General features: G+C 67.4%; 17 protein-coding genes and 1 pseudogene. 11 read left to right on the top strand and 7 right to left on the bottom strand.

What is annotated here, in order from left to right:
- Positions 1 to 107: 107 nt before the first annotated feature.
- The 3 genes and pseudogenes from ACFU5V_RS12895 to ACFU5V_RS12885 form a co-directional block, all read left to right on the top strand.
- Positions 108 to 545, top strand: a pseudogene (locus ACFU5V_RS12895) (DoxX family protein); the annotation flags it as partial.
- 45 nt (positions 546 to 590) lie between these two features.
- Complete coding sequence (locus ACFU5V_RS12890; RefSeq protein WP_378438733.1) at positions 591 to 1,349, top strand: haloacid dehalogenase type II; 759 nt, start codon at positions 591 to 593, stop codon at positions 1,347 to 1,349.
- Between the two features lie 85 nt (positions 1,350 to 1,434).
- Positions 1,435 to 1,848: a hypothetical protein gene (locus tag ACFU5V_RS12885; RefSeq protein ID WP_378438728.1), complete on the top strand. Its 414-nt coding sequence runs from the start codon at positions 1,435 to 1,437 to the stop codon at positions 1,846 to 1,848.
- A gap of 8 nt (positions 1,849 to 1,856) precedes the next feature.
- Here ACFU5V_RS12885 and ACFU5V_RS12880 read toward each other — a convergent pair whose 3' ends face one another.
- The gene (locus ACFU5V_RS12880) at positions 1,857 to 2,846 is read right to left on the bottom strand and encodes a glutamate ABC transporter substrate-binding protein (RefSeq protein ID WP_378699565.1); all 990 of its coding nucleotides are present in this window, start codon (positions 2,844 to 2,846) and stop codon (positions 1,857 to 1,859) included.
- Positions 2,846 to 4,210: a hypothetical protein gene (locus ACFU5V_RS12875; RefSeq protein ID WP_378699563.1), complete on the bottom strand. Its 1,365-nt coding sequence runs from the start codon at positions 4,208 to 4,210 to the stop codon at positions 2,846 to 2,848. The genes ACFU5V_RS12880 and ACFU5V_RS12875 overlap by 1 nt, the downstream gene beginning before the upstream one ends.
- A 164-nt stretch (positions 4,211 to 4,374) precedes the next feature.
- Here ACFU5V_RS12875 and ACFU5V_RS12870 point away from each other — a divergent pair, with 164 nt between their 5' ends.
- Positions 4,375 to 5,451: a substrate-binding domain-containing protein gene (locus ACFU5V_RS12870; protein ID WP_378438730.1), complete on the top strand. Its 1,077-nt coding sequence runs from the start codon at positions 4,375 to 4,377 to the stop codon at positions 5,449 to 5,451.
- A gap of 14 nt (positions 5,452 to 5,465) precedes the next feature.
- On the opposite strand, the gene ACFU5V_RS12865 is transcribed toward ACFU5V_RS12870, so the two are convergent.
- On the bottom strand, positions 5,466 to 5,771 hold the full coding sequence (locus ACFU5V_RS12865; protein WP_378699560.1) for a nuclear transport factor 2 family protein: 306 nt from the start codon (positions 5,769 to 5,771) through the stop codon (positions 5,466 to 5,468).
- 129 nt (positions 5,772 to 5,900) lie between these two features.
- Between ACFU5V_RS12865 and ACFU5V_RS12860 the strand changes: the two genes are divergently transcribed.
- Positions 5,901 to 6,515 carry a class I SAM-dependent methyltransferase gene (locus ACFU5V_RS12860; protein WP_378699558.1) on the top strand — a complete coding sequence of 205 codons (615 nt, stop codon included), beginning with the start codon at positions 5,901 to 5,903 and terminating at the stop codon, positions 6,513 to 6,515.
- Here ACFU5V_RS12860 and ACFU5V_RS12855 read toward each other — a convergent pair.
- On the bottom strand, positions 6,466 to 7,215 hold the full coding sequence (locus ACFU5V_RS12855) for a MerR family transcriptional regulator (protein ID WP_378699556.1): 750 nt from the start codon (positions 7,213 to 7,215) through the stop codon (positions 6,466 to 6,468). The genes ACFU5V_RS12860 and ACFU5V_RS12855 overlap by 50 nt on opposite strands.
- A 77-nt stretch (positions 7,216 to 7,292) precedes the next feature.
- Between ACFU5V_RS12855 and ACFU5V_RS12850 the strand changes: the two genes are divergently transcribed.
- Positions 7,293 to 7,775 carry a DUF6194 family protein gene (locus tag ACFU5V_RS12850; protein ID WP_378699553.1) on the top strand — a complete coding sequence of 161 codons (483 nt, stop codon included), beginning with the start codon at positions 7,293 to 7,295 and terminating at the stop codon, positions 7,773 to 7,775.
- On the opposite strand, the gene ACFU5V_RS12845 is transcribed toward ACFU5V_RS12850, so the two are convergent.
- Positions 7,766 to 8,050 (bottom strand): hypothetical protein, encoded by a 285-nt coding sequence (locus tag ACFU5V_RS12845; protein ID WP_378699551.1) that lies wholly within the window; start codon positions 8,048 to 8,050, stop codon positions 7,766 to 7,768. The two genes, ACFU5V_RS12850 and ACFU5V_RS12845, sit on opposite strands and share 10 nt — an antisense overlap.
- 311 nt (positions 8,051 to 8,361) lie before the next feature.
- On the opposite strand from ACFU5V_RS12845, the gene ACFU5V_RS12840 reads away from it, so the two are divergent.
- Positions 8,362 to 9,171: an alpha/beta fold hydrolase gene (locus tag ACFU5V_RS12840; RefSeq protein WP_378699549.1), complete on the top strand. Its 810-nt coding sequence runs from the start codon at positions 8,362 to 8,364 to the stop codon at positions 9,169 to 9,171.
- A gap of 39 nt (positions 9,172 to 9,210) precedes the next feature.
- On the opposite strand, the gene ACFU5V_RS12835 is transcribed toward ACFU5V_RS12840, so the two are convergent.
- Both ACFU5V_RS12835 and ACFU5V_RS12830 read right to left on the bottom strand, forming a co-directional pair.
- Complete coding sequence (locus ACFU5V_RS12835) at positions 9,211 to 10,416, bottom strand: IS110 family transposase (RefSeq protein ID WP_378699547.1); 1,206 nt, start codon at positions 10,414 to 10,416, stop codon at positions 9,211 to 9,213.
- Positions 10,417 to 10,662: 246 nt separating this feature from the next.
- Positions 10,663 to 11,697 carry a Gfo/Idh/MocA family oxidoreductase gene (locus tag ACFU5V_RS12830; RefSeq protein ID WP_378699546.1) on the bottom strand — a complete coding sequence of 345 codons (1,035 nt, stop codon included), beginning with the start codon at positions 11,695 to 11,697 and terminating at the stop codon, positions 10,663 to 10,665.
- Positions 11,698 to 12,066: 369 nt separating this feature from the next.
- Between ACFU5V_RS12830 and ACFU5V_RS12825 the strand changes: the two genes are divergently transcribed.
- The 4 genes from ACFU5V_RS12825 (at position 12,067) to ACFU5V_RS12810 (ending at position 14,693) form a co-directional block, all read left to right on the top strand.
- On the top strand, positions 12,067 to 12,459 hold the full coding sequence (locus tag ACFU5V_RS12825; protein WP_378699544.1) for a hypothetical protein: 393 nt from the start codon (positions 12,067 to 12,069) through the stop codon (positions 12,457 to 12,459).
- Positions 12,456 to 12,842, top strand: coding sequence for a hypothetical protein (locus ACFU5V_RS12820; RefSeq protein WP_378699542.1), 387 nt, complete (start codon positions 12,456 to 12,458; stop codon positions 12,840 to 12,842). The genes ACFU5V_RS12825 and ACFU5V_RS12820 overlap by 4 nt, the downstream gene beginning before the upstream one ends.
- Before the next feature lie 745 nt (positions 12,843 to 13,587).
- Positions 13,588 to 14,175, top strand: coding sequence for a hypothetical protein (locus tag ACFU5V_RS12815; protein ID WP_378442653.1), 588 nt, complete (start codon positions 13,588 to 13,590; stop codon positions 14,173 to 14,175).
- Positions 14,172 to 14,693 carry a hypothetical protein gene (locus ACFU5V_RS12810; RefSeq protein ID WP_378699540.1) on the top strand — a complete coding sequence of 174 codons (522 nt, stop codon included), beginning with the start codon at positions 14,172 to 14,174 and terminating at the stop codon, positions 14,691 to 14,693. Before ACFU5V_RS12815 ends, ACFU5V_RS12810 begins: the two co-directional genes overlap by 4 nt.
- Positions 14,694 to 14,749: the final 56 nt, after the last annotated feature.

Here is a 14,749-nt window from a genome sequence, read left to right as displayed (position 1 = left end):
ACCAAGTTCGCTCCGCTGCGGTGAGTTTTCCCGTCACTTCCGGTCTGTACTGGTGTGAGGACCCACGAAGCGTGTTGGAGCTTCCTGAACAACAAGGAGAAAATCTCATGACCTCGACACCTCCCGCCACCGGAGCGTCCGCCGAGACACCCGCGCCCACGGACGGAACGACGAAGAAGGCCCGAGTCGCAGGGCTCGTCGTCAGCGCACTCGCGGTGCTGTTTCTCCTCTTCGACTCGCTCATCCACATCGCGAACACCCAGATGGTGCGTGAGGCGATGGCAGAACTGGGCTTCGCCGAGAACCTCAACCGCGTGATCGGGGTGGTTCTGCTGGTGTGTCTGATTCTCTACATCGTGCCCGCCACCTCGATCCTGGGCGCCGTGCTGCTCACCGGATACCTCGGTGGAGCGGTCGCTACCAACATGCTCACCGAGCAACCGATCGTCAGTACCACCCTGTTCCCGATCTATGTGGGCATATTCGTGTGGGGCGGGCTGTACCTCCGCGACCCGCTGGTGCGCTCGATCATGCCCGTTCGGCGCGCCTATTGTGGTGCGACGTCGTGTGTTCGAGCGAAAGGGCGCCTCATGGGTGGTGCGCGGTTCCGGTCCCCGTCGACGGGACGCAGTATTCGTGCCGTGCTGTTCGATACGTTCGGCACCGTCGTCGACTGGCGCACCGATATCGCCTCCGCTGTCGCGGGCTACGCGGAACGCCATCGGCTCGAGTTGGACGCAGCCGCGTTCGCCGACCGGTGGCGGGACCGCTACCAGCCGTCGATGGAACCCATCCGGTCCGGCGCCCGCGAGTTCGTGACGCTCGATACCCTGCACCGCGAAAACCTCGACGCCGCGCTCCTCGAATCGGGCATCGACCCCTCGGATCACGACGCTGGAGAGCTGGACGAGCTCTCGCGCACATGGCACGAGCTCACTCCGTGGCCCGACAGCGTGCCCGGTCTCACCGCAATCCGGTCCGACTACATCATCGGTCCGCTCTCGAACGGCAACACTTCTCTGCTGCTCGACATGGCGAAGAATGCCGGAATCCCGTGGGATGTCATCATCGGCTCCGATATGAACCGGATCTACAAGCCGCATCCCCGGGCCTATCTGCACACCGCACAACTTCTCGGCCTCCACCCGGGCGAAGTCATGCTTGCGGCCGCCCACAACGGCGACCTCGAGGCCGCGCAGGCTGCGGGCCTGGCGACAGCGTTCATTCTCCGGCCCCTCGAACACGGACCCCACCAGACCACGGATCTCGCGCCGACGGGCAGCTGGGACATCTCGGCGACCGACATCACCGACCTCGCAGCCCAGCTCCGCGCGGCATCACCCGGGTAATTCGGCGCGTGGCGCTCGTGTCAGGGAATCCTTGACACCACTCCCGAACGCTGTCAGGCTGTACCTGACAGAATGGGAGGTCGTCATGGAACTTGTCGAACGCGCTGTCAGCGCCGACATCGATGCCGCTGCGCGCGCCGTGATCACGGCGGCGGCGGCCGAAGCGAGCCGATTCGCCGACGAAATCATCGGCACCGGACCGCTTCCCGGCACAGCCGAATGGGATGCCGAGCAGGGCACGGACATTCCGAATGAGCGCACTCTGGCCTGGCATCTGCTGAGTCTTCGCATACAGCTCGCCGCCGGGCTGGACGGCATCGAAACCGTTCTCGGACTGCGCTTTCAGGGTGCGACGTGGGCGACGATCGGGAAGGCCGCCGGAATGACCCGTCAGTCCGCGCACGAGCGATGGGGTGCGCGCACGACCGCCCTGCTCGACCCGATGGGGACCGGCCTTCCGCGGACCGTTGCCGACGATGATCCCGAGGTCGCCCGGTAATTGCGGAGTCAGTCCCGGTACTCCGGGGACGGCGGTGCGGGCGCCGGGCCGAGTGGCGACAGCCAGCGATCGTAGAGGGCGGTCCAGGTTCCGTCGGTGCGCACTCGCTGCAAGGTGCCGTTGACGAACCGGACCAGGTCGTCGTTGCCCGGCGCGAGAGCGACGGCGTACCGGGCGGAGTCGGACTCGGGACCGACGATGTCGAGATTCGGATCCTGCGCGACGAGTCCGGCGAGGAGGGCGCCGCCCACGACCGCGTCGACCTGCCGCTGCTGCATGGCCATGAGGCAGTCGTCCCAATCGGGTACCGCTAGGATCGTGGCTTTGGGGGCGATCCGCGCCAGTGCCGACACGGACGCCGGATCGTCGTGCGTGCAGACCCGTCGCCGTGCCAGGTCCGCGGGCTCGGATATCCCGGACCCGTCCCGCACGACGAGGCGCCGGGGAGTCTCGAGATACACCGTGGAGAAGTCCACATTCTGCGGGCTCTCACAGGGCAGTGCCACCGGGCGCACGATCATGTCCGCATCCCGGTGCGCGAGCATGTCGGCGCCGTCGTCGGAACCGAGTGGCCGGAATTCGACCTTGCCGGGGTCGCCGAGCAGGTCGCGGGCGACCTCCCTCGCGAGATCGACGCCGAAGCCGGTGAGGGTACCGGTGGTCGGATCGCGGAAGCTGAACAGGTTGGTGTTCTGGTCGACTGCGACGACCAGGGTTCCACGGGCCCGGATCTCGCCGAGAGTGCCGCCCACGCCGGCGATCCCCGGACGGAGGCTCGCCGTTGGTGCGCAGGACGACGGCTCCTCGGCGGGTGGCGGCGATTCGGGTGGTTCGATGATCCGGGCGCCGACCGACGCGGGAAATTCCGTGAAATCCCCGGAGAACGTCGGGGTGGGTGCGTCGGGTGTCCCGCAGCCGGCGAGCAGTACCGTTCCGAACGCGAGGGTGCCGAGCAGCCGAGCGATACCCGGTCGCCGTGTGCGGAAAGGTCGCGCCATCAGTGATACTCACTCACCCTGGGCTCGATTCCCGCGATCACGGCGAGTGCCGCGGAAACGGCGAGCACGACGGCACCCACGGTGAGCGCCGCCATCCTCCGGTACGACTCCCGCATCGCGTCGAGTTCGTCGGCGCGCAGGGCGATGATGGCATCCTCGAGCGATTCGTCGAGGGCCCGGAACTGTGCAGTCGACGCCGTCGAGCCCGGGCCGACCGCAACGTCCGCCGCACCCTGGTAGTCACCGTCCGCAAGCTTGCGCTGCAGTTCCCGGTGCGCGCTGCGCCATCCCTCGAACGCAGCGGACGCATCGTTGATCGCAGGCACGTCGACGGCATCCGGCGACGCGTCCGAATTCAGAATCGCGGTCAACGCGTCCGTGTGCCGGGTGTAGTCGCTGCCCGTCGGATCGAATCCAGGCCGGAGCAGTCCGAGGGTTTCGTCGGCGCGGGCCTGCTGTGCGAAGATCCTCGCCTTCGTGACCGCCGCGAGAGGCTCGGCGCCGTCGATCCGCGCGCGTTCGCTCGCCGACGTCGACAACAGCCCCGCGACCACGATCCACACCACGAGAGCAACGAGCAGAACCGTCGCACACGCCAGCCCCGGATTGACCCGTCGACGACTTCGATGCGCCACGTACACGTGCGCGACGGTCAGGACGACGACCCCCGCCGAGGCAACCACGATGGCAGTGACGGGCAGTCGGGCGGTGTGGGACTGGGTGTCGGCGACCGCGCCGGCCTGATCGTTGTAGAGGCGTTCGGCCAGCGGGAGGATGGTGTCCTGCATCAGGGCTGACGCGGTTCCCAGGTACGCCACCCCGACCGGATTTCCCGCGGAGTCGTTGGACCGTGCGGTTGCCACCAGGTCCGTGTACACGGCAAGGTGCCGCGACATCTCGGTGAGCAGGCGCAGCGAGTCCACATCACCGGAGGTGACGCCGTACGACGCGGTGACGAGTGCGTTCGACGCGTCGCCGATCGCCTGGTTGTACCGGTCGCGGACCGCGAGCGGTTCGATGGCGCCCGCGATGAACGACGACGTCGCGACGGCGTCGGCGATCGACAGCGAGCTGAACAGGTTCTGCGCGGCGTCCGCCAGCGGTTCGGTATGGGCGCGAAGGGTTTCCATTCGCTGCTGCCGCGCGCCGATCACCGCGGACGTCACGACACCGGCCGTCAGCGCCACCGCGACGAGGACGACGGCGAGGACGGACAGGCGTCCGGGCGTCGACTCGAGGAATTCGCGCCACGGGCGGCGGCGGATTTCCGGTTCGACGAGCAGGGATTCTTTCAGGAGATGCTCGTCCGCCGGCGAAGCGTCACGCTCTTCGCTGGATATGGTGCCGCGGTCCTGGTCGAACACCCTCTCCTCCTCGTCCCTGCCCTCAGTGTGCGCCGATCGGGGCCGGAAAACACCGAAAGCATCGACGAGCGCGCGTAGCCGTCCTCGCCCGCGGGTATGTCCGAACCAGGCATGATCAGGCTGGAGGTTCTCGACTCGTGAAGACAAGCATCGTGAACGCAAGGCTGCGCGCGTTCGGTGTCGCAGCCTCGGTCGCCGCGATGGTGCTCGGGGCGTGCGCGGCTCCGCCGCCCGGCGACGACGGGGCGAAGAAGGTGTATTTCTTTCTGCCGAATACCACGACGACCCGGTTCATGGAGCGAGACGAACCCTTGTTCACCGACTTCCTCGAACTGTTCGCACCGAAAGCCACCGTGACGGTCCGCAATGCCGAGGGCGATCCCGGCCGGCAGCAGAGTCAGGTCGAGTCGGCGATCGCGGACGGCGCGTCGGTGCTCGTTCTGATCTCCGCGGACGCGAGATTTTCGGGGGGAGCATTGACCGCCGCTGCCGATGCGAATGTTCCGGTGGTGCTCTACGACCACGATGCGGTCGGCGGACCGGCGGAGGTCCAGGTGATCTTCGATCCACTCGAGGTCGGCCGGCGACAGGGAAGTCGCGCCGCGGATCTGATCGCCGCGATGCCCGACGACCGTCTGAAAATCGCCAGGGTGCAGGGCAATCTGGGTGAATACGGAACCCGCCAGTTTCAGCTCGGCCAGAACGAGTATCTGCAGCCCCTCATCGACAGCGGCAAGATCCGCGTGGTCTGCGAGACCACGATCGAGGACTGGGACCCGGCCGAAGGTCAGGCATTCGCGGACGACTGCCTGACCCGGGACAACAACGACATCGACCTGTTCGTCACCATGAACGACGACCTGGCAGGCGGAATCGTCGCCGCCCTCGCCGGCCGCGGGCTCGCCGGTCGGATTCCCGTCACCGGGGGACAGGACGCCAATCTCGCTGCCCTGCAACTCATCGCACAGGGCTCCCTCGACAATACGATCTTCAAGAACCTGTCCGACCAGGCTAAGGTCGCCGCGCAGCTGACCACGTCAATTCTCCACGGCGACGGCGTGCCCGAGGACATGATCAACGGCACGATCGACAACCAATACATGGCGGTGCCGACGGTGTTCCTGCCCATCCAGAACATCACGAAGGACAACCTCCACGTGGTCGTCAACTCCGGCTTCTACACCTGGCAGCAGATCTGCGCACCCGATCCGGACTCCACAGTGTGCCGGGAGCACGACTGAGCCGGACGACCAGGTCAGCGCGGCGCAATGACACTGCGGTCGCCGAGGCCGACGTGAAATGCCCGGAAATAGGACGTCGTGCGTGCCGTGTCCCCGTCGAGGTCGACTCGGATGTTGCCGAGCAAGTGCTGGGTGGTGCCGCAGACGTCGAGGTGGGAGCGGACACGCGCGACCACGTCGGCAGGCCCGGTCCGCCCGTAGGCCACGGCGTCGTCGGTGAGGGTCGCGGCGAACCCCGGCCAGTCCTTCGTGTCGAGCAGGTGTGCCACGACGTGCAGGCGGTCGGTGATCTGGACGCGGTCGGGAAGGGACTCGCTCATGGCTGAATCCTCCCCGCAGGACAGGCGGGGTGGGCCGCGGCGTCCCGTTGACCGAGACCGTTCGCGAGAACCGGGTTCGCTACGGTGGCACTGGCTCGCCGAGCGGGCCGGATCGAGGAGGAATCGACAATGAGCGAGCGCACCCCCAGCCGGTGGGAGGAGATCACCGCGGCCGACCCGGGTCATTCGACGTGGTACGTCGAGCGGTTTCGGGCCATGGAGGCGAAGGGCCAGGACATCGTGGGCGAGGCCCGCCTGGTCGATGCGATGCTGGGCCGGGGAGGCCGGGTCCTCGATGCGGGGTGCGGGCTGGGCCGGCTCGGTGGCCATCTGCACGATGCGGGTCATGTCGTGGTCGGGGTCGACGTCGATCCGGTGCTGATCGGCGTCGCGGAGGAGGATCACCCCGGCCCGACGTGGCTCGTCGGTGACCTCGCGGAGTTGGATCTGCCCTCCCGGGGCGTCGCGGCCGATTTCGACGTGATCGTGTGTGCGGGCAACGTGATGACCTTCCTGGCGCCGTCGACCCGGGAGTCGGTGCTGGCGGGATTCGCGGCTCATCTCGCCCCGGCCGGCCGGGTGATCGTCGGGTTCGGCGCCGACCGGGGCTACGAGTTCCCGCACTTCCTCTCGGACGCCGCGGTCAGCGGTCTGAGGGTGGATCTGCTGCTCTCGACGTGGGATCTTCGCCCGTTCACCGACGACTCCGATTTCCTGGTGGCGGTGTTGTCGCGCGCGGAGTGACACCGTGGGGCGGCAGCAGCCCGGCAAGCGCGGCGGTGGCGTCGACGAGGGCTCTCGAGCTGGTCGTGAGAGTCTCGTCACGGACGGCGAGTGCGGCGTCGATGTCGCCCGATCCGGGTGGGCGCCGCAGTTGTGCCATCAACGCGCGGAGGGGCGCGATGCGGTAACCGGCTTTGCGTAACTGATGCACGATGCGGGCGTCGCGGACCTGGGACGGGGAGTACCGGCGCGCTCCCGCGGGTGCGTTCCGATCGGGAATGACGAGTCCCTCTGCGTCCCAGTGTCGCAACGTGGACGAGCGGACGCCGAGCGCGCCGGCGAGTTCGGCCACGCCCATCCAGTCTGATGCTCGCACGTCCTCGATCGGCTCGGCGGAGATCACTGCGGCGGCCTTCTTCGCCAGCGCCAGTGCGGCGCGTTCGGAGTGGAGCCGGGCGTGTGAGGCGTCGAGGAGCGCAACCGTCGTCGAGGCCGGGCACGTGTGCACGCTCCGAACGATCCGCCTGGCTTCGACCGGACCGGCCGCAACGGCGAGTTCTCGATAGGCCAGCGCGGACTGCACATGCACCTCGGTGTAGATCCGGTATCCGGTGGCCGTACGGGCGGCGGGAGGCAGCACACCGTCGCGTTCGAGGTTGCGGATCTGCTGGACGGAGCACCCCGCACGGCGGGCCACGTCCACGGTCCGGAGCTTCTGCATGTGGAGACTCCACCTCCTATTTCTCCTGCACGTGCTCCCTCAAGTCTCCACATGCACTTCAATGAAACGCTGGAAGCATGACGATAGACGACATCATCGACTTCGTGGAAGGTCGCGACGACGTCCTCACCCTCAGGCCGGTCCCGGGGGACGGCTCGCCGGAAATCAGCTGGGGCGACACCTTCTTCTACTACTCACCGGACGGGGTTGTGCCGACGACGACCCAGCCGTTCGCCACGATCGTCACGAAGAACTATCCGGGTGACGATTATTCGCGGCTCGACCGTGCGGGGGCATTCCGAGTAAATATCCATGCCGGGAGGGAGTCGTTCATCGTGGCGCTCGGTCACGCACCGCGAGAACAAGGGTCCGCCGACGTCGACGCCGGTGCGCCCGACACGGTCATCGCCCATCCCGTGTACGGCTCCGCAGGCTGGCTGGCAGTCGTGAATCCCGGCCCCCGCACCGGTGAGCTCGCGCGCGAGTTGCTGTGCACGGCATACACCCTCGCCCGTTCGCGGTACGAGCGACAAGCGGATGCCGTGCGTCGTCACATCTGATGAATCTGGCTGCTGTTCCACCCGACGAGGAGTTCGTCGAGCGTCATGCCCTGGTCCCTGCGCTCTTGCCGTTGATCGCGCTGCCGATCATGGCGGGGGCCGTCACCGTTGTCGCCGCGGTCGCCGGGAATGGTCGGCGCGGAGACCGTCGTTGCGGGGAGTTCGGTCGCCGCCGCGACGGCGGTGGCCGCCTCGACAGGGATGACCGTGAGTGCGGCGGTGGCAAATATCGTGACGAGCCGGTTCCGCAGCGGGACTCGACGGGGAGTGTTCACTGCGCCCGAACGATTCGACGCGTGCGAAGCCTCGTGGGGAAGTGAAGTGTGCATTTCGAGTGTCCTGTCCGAATGCGTGGACCCGACGTCCACAGCTACACGGATGGTGTCCGCCAGGGCCCGGAACGTTACACCCCGGCGGTCGAGAGATTTCAGTAGACGTGGCCGACCCACAAGGCCGCGCCGAACTCCACACAGGAACCCCTCCGCGGTGGAGACGTTCTCCATGGATCGCTCCCTCACGCTGTACTACCGTCGCAGTGACGCAGGCGGGAACCGTGCCGCCTGGCAGGAGGGCGACAGGAGAAGCAGTGCCATCCATCGAATCCGGCGGGGCTCGAATCGACTACACCGTGCACGAGGACGGCAGCCGGTCCTCGTCGACCGTGGTCTTGCTGGCAGGGTTCACAGCGCCCGCCACCTCGTGGCGCTATCAGATCCCGTCGCTGATCCGCGCCGGCCACCGCGTCGTCGCCGTGGATCTGCCGGGCCACGGGACCGCACCGGCCATGCCCCACGGAACGACGATGCAGACACGAGCCGACCACGTGCACGCGCTTCTCACGAAACTCGACCTGCAGGACGCCGCGCTGATCGGTGGCTCGATGGGCGGGAACACGATCTGGTCGTATGTCGGCGCGTACGGCACGGGGCGCCTTCGCGCCGCGGTCGTGGTCGATCAGACACCGAGAATGCTCAACACACCGGACTGGGAATACGGGTTCTACGGTTACGGCCGGGATCAGGTGGACACATTCTTCGCGGACGGTATTCCCTCGACCGGCCACGGCACCCCGATCTGGAAGCGCGGGATGCGGTTGGTCCGCTTCCTCGTCGCGATGGGCCGCGTCGACCGGAAACTGTCGCAACCGGAACTCGCTCTGCTGAACGACCACGCGAAACGCGACTGGCGTCCGGCAATCCGCTCGAGTGATCTTCCGGTGCTCTTCGTCGCCGGTTCCGAGAGCGAATTCTGGCCGTCGGCACACGCGGAGAAGGCCGCGGCGTTGGCGCCGAAGGGCGCATCGACCGTCATCCCGCGGGCGGGCCACGCGACGAATATGGAGCGACCGGAACCGTTCAACACGGCTGTCGCCGATTTCCTCTCCTCGGCACGCTGAGCCGCGCGCCGCCGGTCAGACATCCCTGGATCTCGGATGTCAAGCAGCGATGGTGTGCGGACGGTGCGACCACGCGGTCGCCTGGTCGTAGGCGGCGTGGGTCTCGAGGCAACCGTGAAGGATGCCGACGAGCCTGTTGCCGACCTGCCGCAGAGCAGCGTTGTGGCTGACGTCGCGGGCGCGGAGCTGGTCGTAGTAGGCACGGACCTGCTCATCGTGCAGGATCGCGCAGGAGGCCTGCATGTGCAGGGCGTCGACAAGCCGATCGTTGTGCACGTGCCGGGCGGAGACCACTCGCATCTTGCCGGACTGCCTGGTGATCGGACTGGTCCCGGCGTAGTTCTTGCGTGCCTTCGCGCTGGTGTAGCGGCCCGGGGCGTCCCCGAACTCGGCAAGCACCCGGGCACCGAGAACGACGCCGAGACCGGGCTGGCTGAGCAGGATCTCAGCGTCCGGGTGCTGACCAAAATGCGCCGTCACGTCTTTCTCGAGGTTCGCGATCTCGGTGTTCAACGTCGTCAGAATCGCAACGAGCGACCGCATCGTCGCCGCATACGCCGTAGTCACAGGATCGGGTTGGCCGAGGTGCTCGGCGCGCAGCACCTGCTGGATCGCCGCCGCTTTGGTGTCGATGTCACGGCGGCCCTTCAACGCGGCGGTGATCTGCCGGAGGGTGAGCGTGGCTGCCGCGTCCGGGGCCGGGGCCTTGGCCAACAGGGTCAACACCGTGGTCGAGGTCAGCCCGAACGGCGTGTAGGCCTCGAGCGCGGCGGGGAAGTAGTCCCGCAACGCCCCCCGCAGGCGCAGCAGGTGTCGGGTACGTTCCCAGATCAACGTCTGATGCGCGCGGGTGACGACCTTGACCGCCTCCGCGACCTCGGAGTCGGCGGCGACCTCACGAAGTTGATGTCGGCGGGTGCGGAGCATATCCGCGAGGGCGTGCGCGTCCCCCTTGTCGCTCTTGGCTCCGGAGTTTCCGAGGATTTCCCGGTGTCGCGCAGCCTGTTTCGGGTCTACAGCAAACACGGTGTAGCCGGCGACCCAGGGTCCGCGGTCGGTTTCGATGCACACCAGCACGTCGGCGAACTCGGTGTCGTCGTCGGCGAACCGTCCGACGAGTTCCCCGAATCCGCGGATCCCCGCTATCCCTTCCGGTAACCGTTCGCGCCGCAGGACTCGGCCGTGTTCGTCCTGGACCTCCACGTCGTGGTGGTCTTCGGCCCAGTCGTCTCCGATGTACAACAACCTGCACCTCCTGGATCGTCGAGCGTCCGGCGGCAGCCTGCCTGAAGCCGTTCGCGGACTAATGGTCGAGTGCTCACGACCTCGGCCGGGCACGACATCCCATCAGCGATGCAGACCTCCTGGCGCGCCGGTGGGGGCACGGTCTGACCTCAGGACTCGGCTATCGGTCCAGTCGACGAGAGTGCTCATCCACCAGCGGCTACCAGGTACCAAGTCTGCCGGACTGGCCAGGCTTGGTACCTCCCATTAGTCGACGGGCGGCACGACGACTGTGCTGCCGGTTTCGGCGGCCTCACGTGCCGCCGCCAGCAGCGCGATGGTGCCGAGTGCGGTGCGCGCCGGAACCGGCTGCGGGCCGGCGCCGGCCACTGCCGCCGCGAACTCGGTGTAATAGTCCTGATACGCACCCCGCTGCGACGGGATCGTTTCCGGTCCTTGCGCCGTGTGCAGGACACCCCACCGTTCCGGTCGTTCGAGACCCCACCCGGTCGGATCGTCGACGGGCCGACTCCCCGCGAACAGCGCCTGCGCCTGAACGTCCGTGCCGTCCGCCACATAGCTGCCGGCACTGCCGAACGCGCGCAGCCGCCGCCCCTCGAGATGGTTGACCTTGGTCGACGAGACGGTCGAATAGACGCCGCTGCGGTGGGTGATGTTGACGACGAAGCCGGCGTCGGTGCGTCCCTCCGGCCGGTCGACGTAGTCGAGATGCGCGTCCACCCGCTCGGCCGGACCGAACAACCACAGCATCTGGTCGACGACATGTGCGCCGATGTCCCGCAACAGCCCACCGGTCGGGCCCGCTTCGAGCGTGTCGGCACCGTCCAGGTCGAAGTGCGACTCGACACGCCAGATATCGCCGAGGCGCGGCAACACCGACTTCAACGTGCGGATATCGGCGTCGTAGCGACGGTTGTGAAAGACACTGAGCAGCACCCCGGCTTCGTCGCCGGCGGCGATCAACTCGCGGGCCGTCGCGACATCCGGCGCGAACGGCTTGTCTGCAACCACGTGCACACCCCGCCCGACCGCCTCGAGCACGAGTTCGCGGCGCGTCTGCGGGGGAGTGGTGATCGTGATGGCATCGACACCGGAATCGACGAGCTCGCCGAGGCTCGCGAACACCGGCACTCCGGGGAAGTCGGCGGCAGCCTGGGCGGCGCGCTCGGCGGATCGGGTCACGATGCCGCCCAGCGTGATTCCCTCCGCCGCCTCGATGAACGGCGCGTGGAAATACCGGCCACCGAGGCCGTACCCGACAATTCCGATGTTTACGGTCATCTTGCGAGTCTATGTTAAGACATTCGCACAATCTACCGTCTCGAACCCCGGCGCCGCGAGCACCGCCGGCACGACCGTTGAAGTGGGCAACAGCACGACCGTCTCGAACGGCCCGTCCGCGCGAACCCGGAGCGGTGGCGGAAGCGGGGGTGGCCGGCAACCTGCCGGGTGTCCGCCACGAGGCCCTCGACGTACCGGTGTCGGGCGGGCATGACTCGCATGGCCCGCCCCATCGTCGGTGGCGAGGATCAGCAGCCAGTTCCGCAACGAGCGGCGCAGCCCGAGCAGTGGGGGTGAAGCTGGTCAGCTGTATGGGAATATGGACGGCACTGGGTATGTGATTTACCATGTGATTAGGAGGTGGATTTCATGACTGCCGCACACCCACGACCCGACCTCGCCGCCTACAACGTCGCTGCCCGCATGACGCAATCGCAGCTGGTCACAGAGCTGCGCGGACTGCTCGGCGCCAAGCTCGTCGCGTACCTCGGGAAGGTCAAGGAAACCCGGGCCGTCCGGCAATGGGCCGAGGGCACCCGCACCATCAACAACGAAACCGATGTCGAACGACTCCGCATCGCCTACCGTGCCGCCCGGCTGATCGCCGAACGTGACACCCCTGCCGTGGCGCAGACCTGGTTCCAGGGCCTGAACCCGATCCTCGACGACCAACCACCGGCGCTGATGCTGCGCGAAGGCGACCTCAACGACGTCGGACCGAAGGTTCTCGCAGCGGCACGTCAGTTCGCGGCGGTCGGATGAGCGAACACACCCGCGAACTGACCCCCACCCCACGCGGCACGGTCTGCTGCGTCCACGTCCAGGGCGCCGCCGCCTACCGGGTCGGCTACCCACCGACCTCCTGGGAGTGGACCCCGTGGGTGTACGCCACCGACGGCCGATTCACCGGCCGGTGGGACGACCCGGCCGGAGTGTGGCGAACCCAGTACGTCGGCGCGACCCGGCTCGCCTGCTGTCTCGAAGTCCTCGCCTACGCGCGCACGAGCGACGAGCTCAGCGCGGCACTCGACGAGATCGTCGACAACGACGGCGGCGAGTGGCCCACCATCGCGCCGGGACGGGTACCGCGGTCGTGGATGGCAGCCCGCGTCACCCGGGATCCAGTTCGACTCCCGGCACGGTGACGATCTCGCGCTGTGGGCGCTGTACGAACGCCCGGGAGAGGGGGCTGTCAGCAGCAAGGTCACCCCACTGGATTACGGTCCAGTCCTCGACGACGACCCCGACCTGATCGAAGCGATGCGACTGCACAACCTGCTCTGGGACGACTGAGTCCCCAGTCGGCGCCGTCGCTCTCGGTCATGAACACGTGTAGGGGCTCGCGCCGGATTCGCCCACACTCTGCACACCTGATGCGCATTCTGGTGTGCCACAGCAGTACTCGCCTCCTCGCTGACGGTCTGCTCGAGACGGTCGACCATGCGAGTGACTCTGGGGCACAGAAAAGACTGCGCAACAGATTAATCGGGGCTGCCTGAACGGCAGCGGCACCGCTTTCGCGGTGCCGCTGAATCTTGACGAACCGAGTCCGCACCGGGCGTGGCGCGCTCGCGGGCCGTGATGAACGACATGACCTCCTCGTCCCCCTGCCGACGATGTCGGTACATGGGCCGGTGACGTGCCTCGGCGAGGTCGTCGAGAACCAACCATGGGAAGCGGTCGAGACCGGCAGCGACCTCGGCGACACGCGCTCGTTCCGACTGGCGTTTGCGCTACCGGTCCGCCGGGTCCGACCCCCCGCGAAGCACACCGAGGACCATGGCACAGACCGCGATGATCATTCCGTGCCCCTTCTCGCAGCCGCGGACCGGTGCCGTTTTCGAATGAGCCGTCGGGGTACACGGTCGAAGGACGAGGAGGTCTGAGGAAATGCCTGTTTGGGGATGGATCTTGATCGCGGTGCTCGTCGTGATCGCGGTGCTGGCGATCATCGCGTCCCGCTCGATCAGCAGTCGCAAGAGGACGGAACGCCTGAAAGGGCGATTCGGTCCCGAATACGAGCGGACGGTCGGCGAGGTGGGCGACCAAGGCGCTGCCGAGAAGGAACTCGCCGCCCGCGAACGAAAGCGGGAGAAGCTCGACATCGTCCCGTTGACACCCGAGGCACGCGCGAAGTACACCGATTCCTGGCGGACGGTTCAGATCGAGTTCGTCGACAACCCGTCGAGCGCGGTAGCCGCTGCGGATCGGCTCGTGATCCACGTCATGCGCGAACGCGGTTACCCGATCGACGACTTCGATCAGCGCGCGGCCGACATTTCGGTCGACCACCCGAAAGTTGTCGAAAACTACCGCACGGCGCACGGCATCTATCTCGCGCAGGAGGCGGGCGACATCGGGACGGAGCGACAGCGGGAGGCGTTCGTGCACTACCGCGAGCTCTTCGAGAAGTTGCTCGAGACGGATGAAAACACAGACGAGCCGAACAAGGACAAGCCGAAGGAGACGCGCGCATGACAACCCCACACGGGCAACCCGAGGGCACCAGCCCGACCGGGAGCGTCGAAACATCCGCCGAGCCCCCCGCCTCGGCGCCGGCGGGAACCGGAGCATCCACCGGAGCAACCGACTCTGCGCCCGACGCTGCCGCCGTGCCGGCCGAGGGGGCCCAGCGCCCGGCGGAGGCCCCGGAGTCGGCGGGGGAAGCGCGACCCACGTCCGCCGAGGGAGCCCAACCGCCCGCACAGGACACCGACACCTCGGCCGGGCAGACGCTGTTCGCGGAGGACGAACTGTCGGTACTCCGCCTGCGCTGGGACGAGGTTCAGTCGGGCTTCGTCGACGATCCCCGAGAGTGTGTGCAGAAAGCGGACGGCCTCGTCTCGGACGTCGTCGACCGGATCACAACGGGATTCTCGGAGGCGCGCTCGCGGCTCGAAGAGCAGTGGGCCCGAGGTGAGGAGGGCTCCACGGAGGACCTTCGCCTCGCGCTGAAGCGCTATCGCGAGTTCTTCCAGCGACTCCTCGAGCTCTGAGCGAAGCAGGTGTTGCCGGAGCGATCAGGTCCTCTCGCCGACGATCCGTTCGGCGG

This window comes from Rhodococcus sp. NPDC057529 (assembly GCF_042802055.1).
Taxonomy (GTDB): Bacteria; Actinomycetota; Actinomycetes; order Mycobacteriales; family Mycobacteriaceae; genus Rhodococcus_F.
Note: the sequence above shows the minus strand (reverse complement) of the source record. Positions and strands in the feature narration are given on the sequence as shown.

What these genes read in the sequence shown, in the direction of transcription:
- ACFU5V_RS12890 (WP_378438733.1), top strand. Translation starts at nt 591, where the DNA reads ATGGGTGGTGCGCGGTTCCGGTCCCCGTCGACGGGACGCAGTATTCGT.
- ACFU5V_RS12885 (WP_378438728.1), top strand. Translation starts at nt 1,435, where the DNA reads ATGGAACTTGTCGAACGCGCTGTCAGCGCCGACATCGATGCCGCTGCG.
- ACFU5V_RS12880 (WP_378699565.1), bottom strand. Translation starts at nt 2,846, where the DNA reads ATGGCGCGACCTTTCCGCACACGGCGACCGGGTATCGCTCGGCTGCTC.
- ACFU5V_RS12865 (WP_378699560.1), bottom strand. Translation starts at nt 5,771, where the DNA reads ATGAGCGAGTCCCTTCCCGACCGCGTCCAGATCACCGACCGCCTGCAC.
- ACFU5V_RS12860 (WP_378699558.1), top strand. Translation starts at nt 5,901, where the DNA reads ATGAGCGAGCGCACCCCCAGCCGGTGGGAGGAGATCACCGCGGCCGAC.
- ACFU5V_RS12855 (WP_378699556.1), bottom strand. Translation starts at nt 7,215, where the DNA reads ATGCAGAAGCTCCGGACCGTGGACGTGGCCCGCCGTGCGGGGTGCTCC.
- ACFU5V_RS12850 (WP_378699553.1), top strand. Translation starts at nt 7,293, where the DNA reads ATGACGATAGACGACATCATCGACTTCGTGGAAGGTCGCGACGACGTC.
- ACFU5V_RS12830 (WP_378699546.1), bottom strand. Translation starts at nt 11,697, where the DNA reads ATGACCGTAAACATCGGAATTGTCGGGTACGGCCTCGGTGGCCGGTAT.
- ACFU5V_RS12825 (WP_378699544.1), top strand. Translation starts at nt 12,067, where the DNA reads ATGACTGCCGCACACCCACGACCCGACCTCGCCGCCTACAACGTCGCT.
- ACFU5V_RS12820 (WP_378699542.1), top strand. Translation starts at nt 12,456, where the DNA reads ATGAGCGAACACACCCGCGAACTGACCCCCACCCCACGCGGCACGGTC.
- ACFU5V_RS12815 (WP_378442653.1), top strand. Translation starts at nt 13,588, where the DNA reads ATGCCTGTTTGGGGATGGATCTTGATCGCGGTGCTCGTCGTGATCGCG.
- ACFU5V_RS12810 (WP_378699540.1), top strand. Translation starts at nt 14,172, where the DNA reads ATGACAACCCCACACGGGCAACCCGAGGGCACCAGCCCGACCGGGAGC.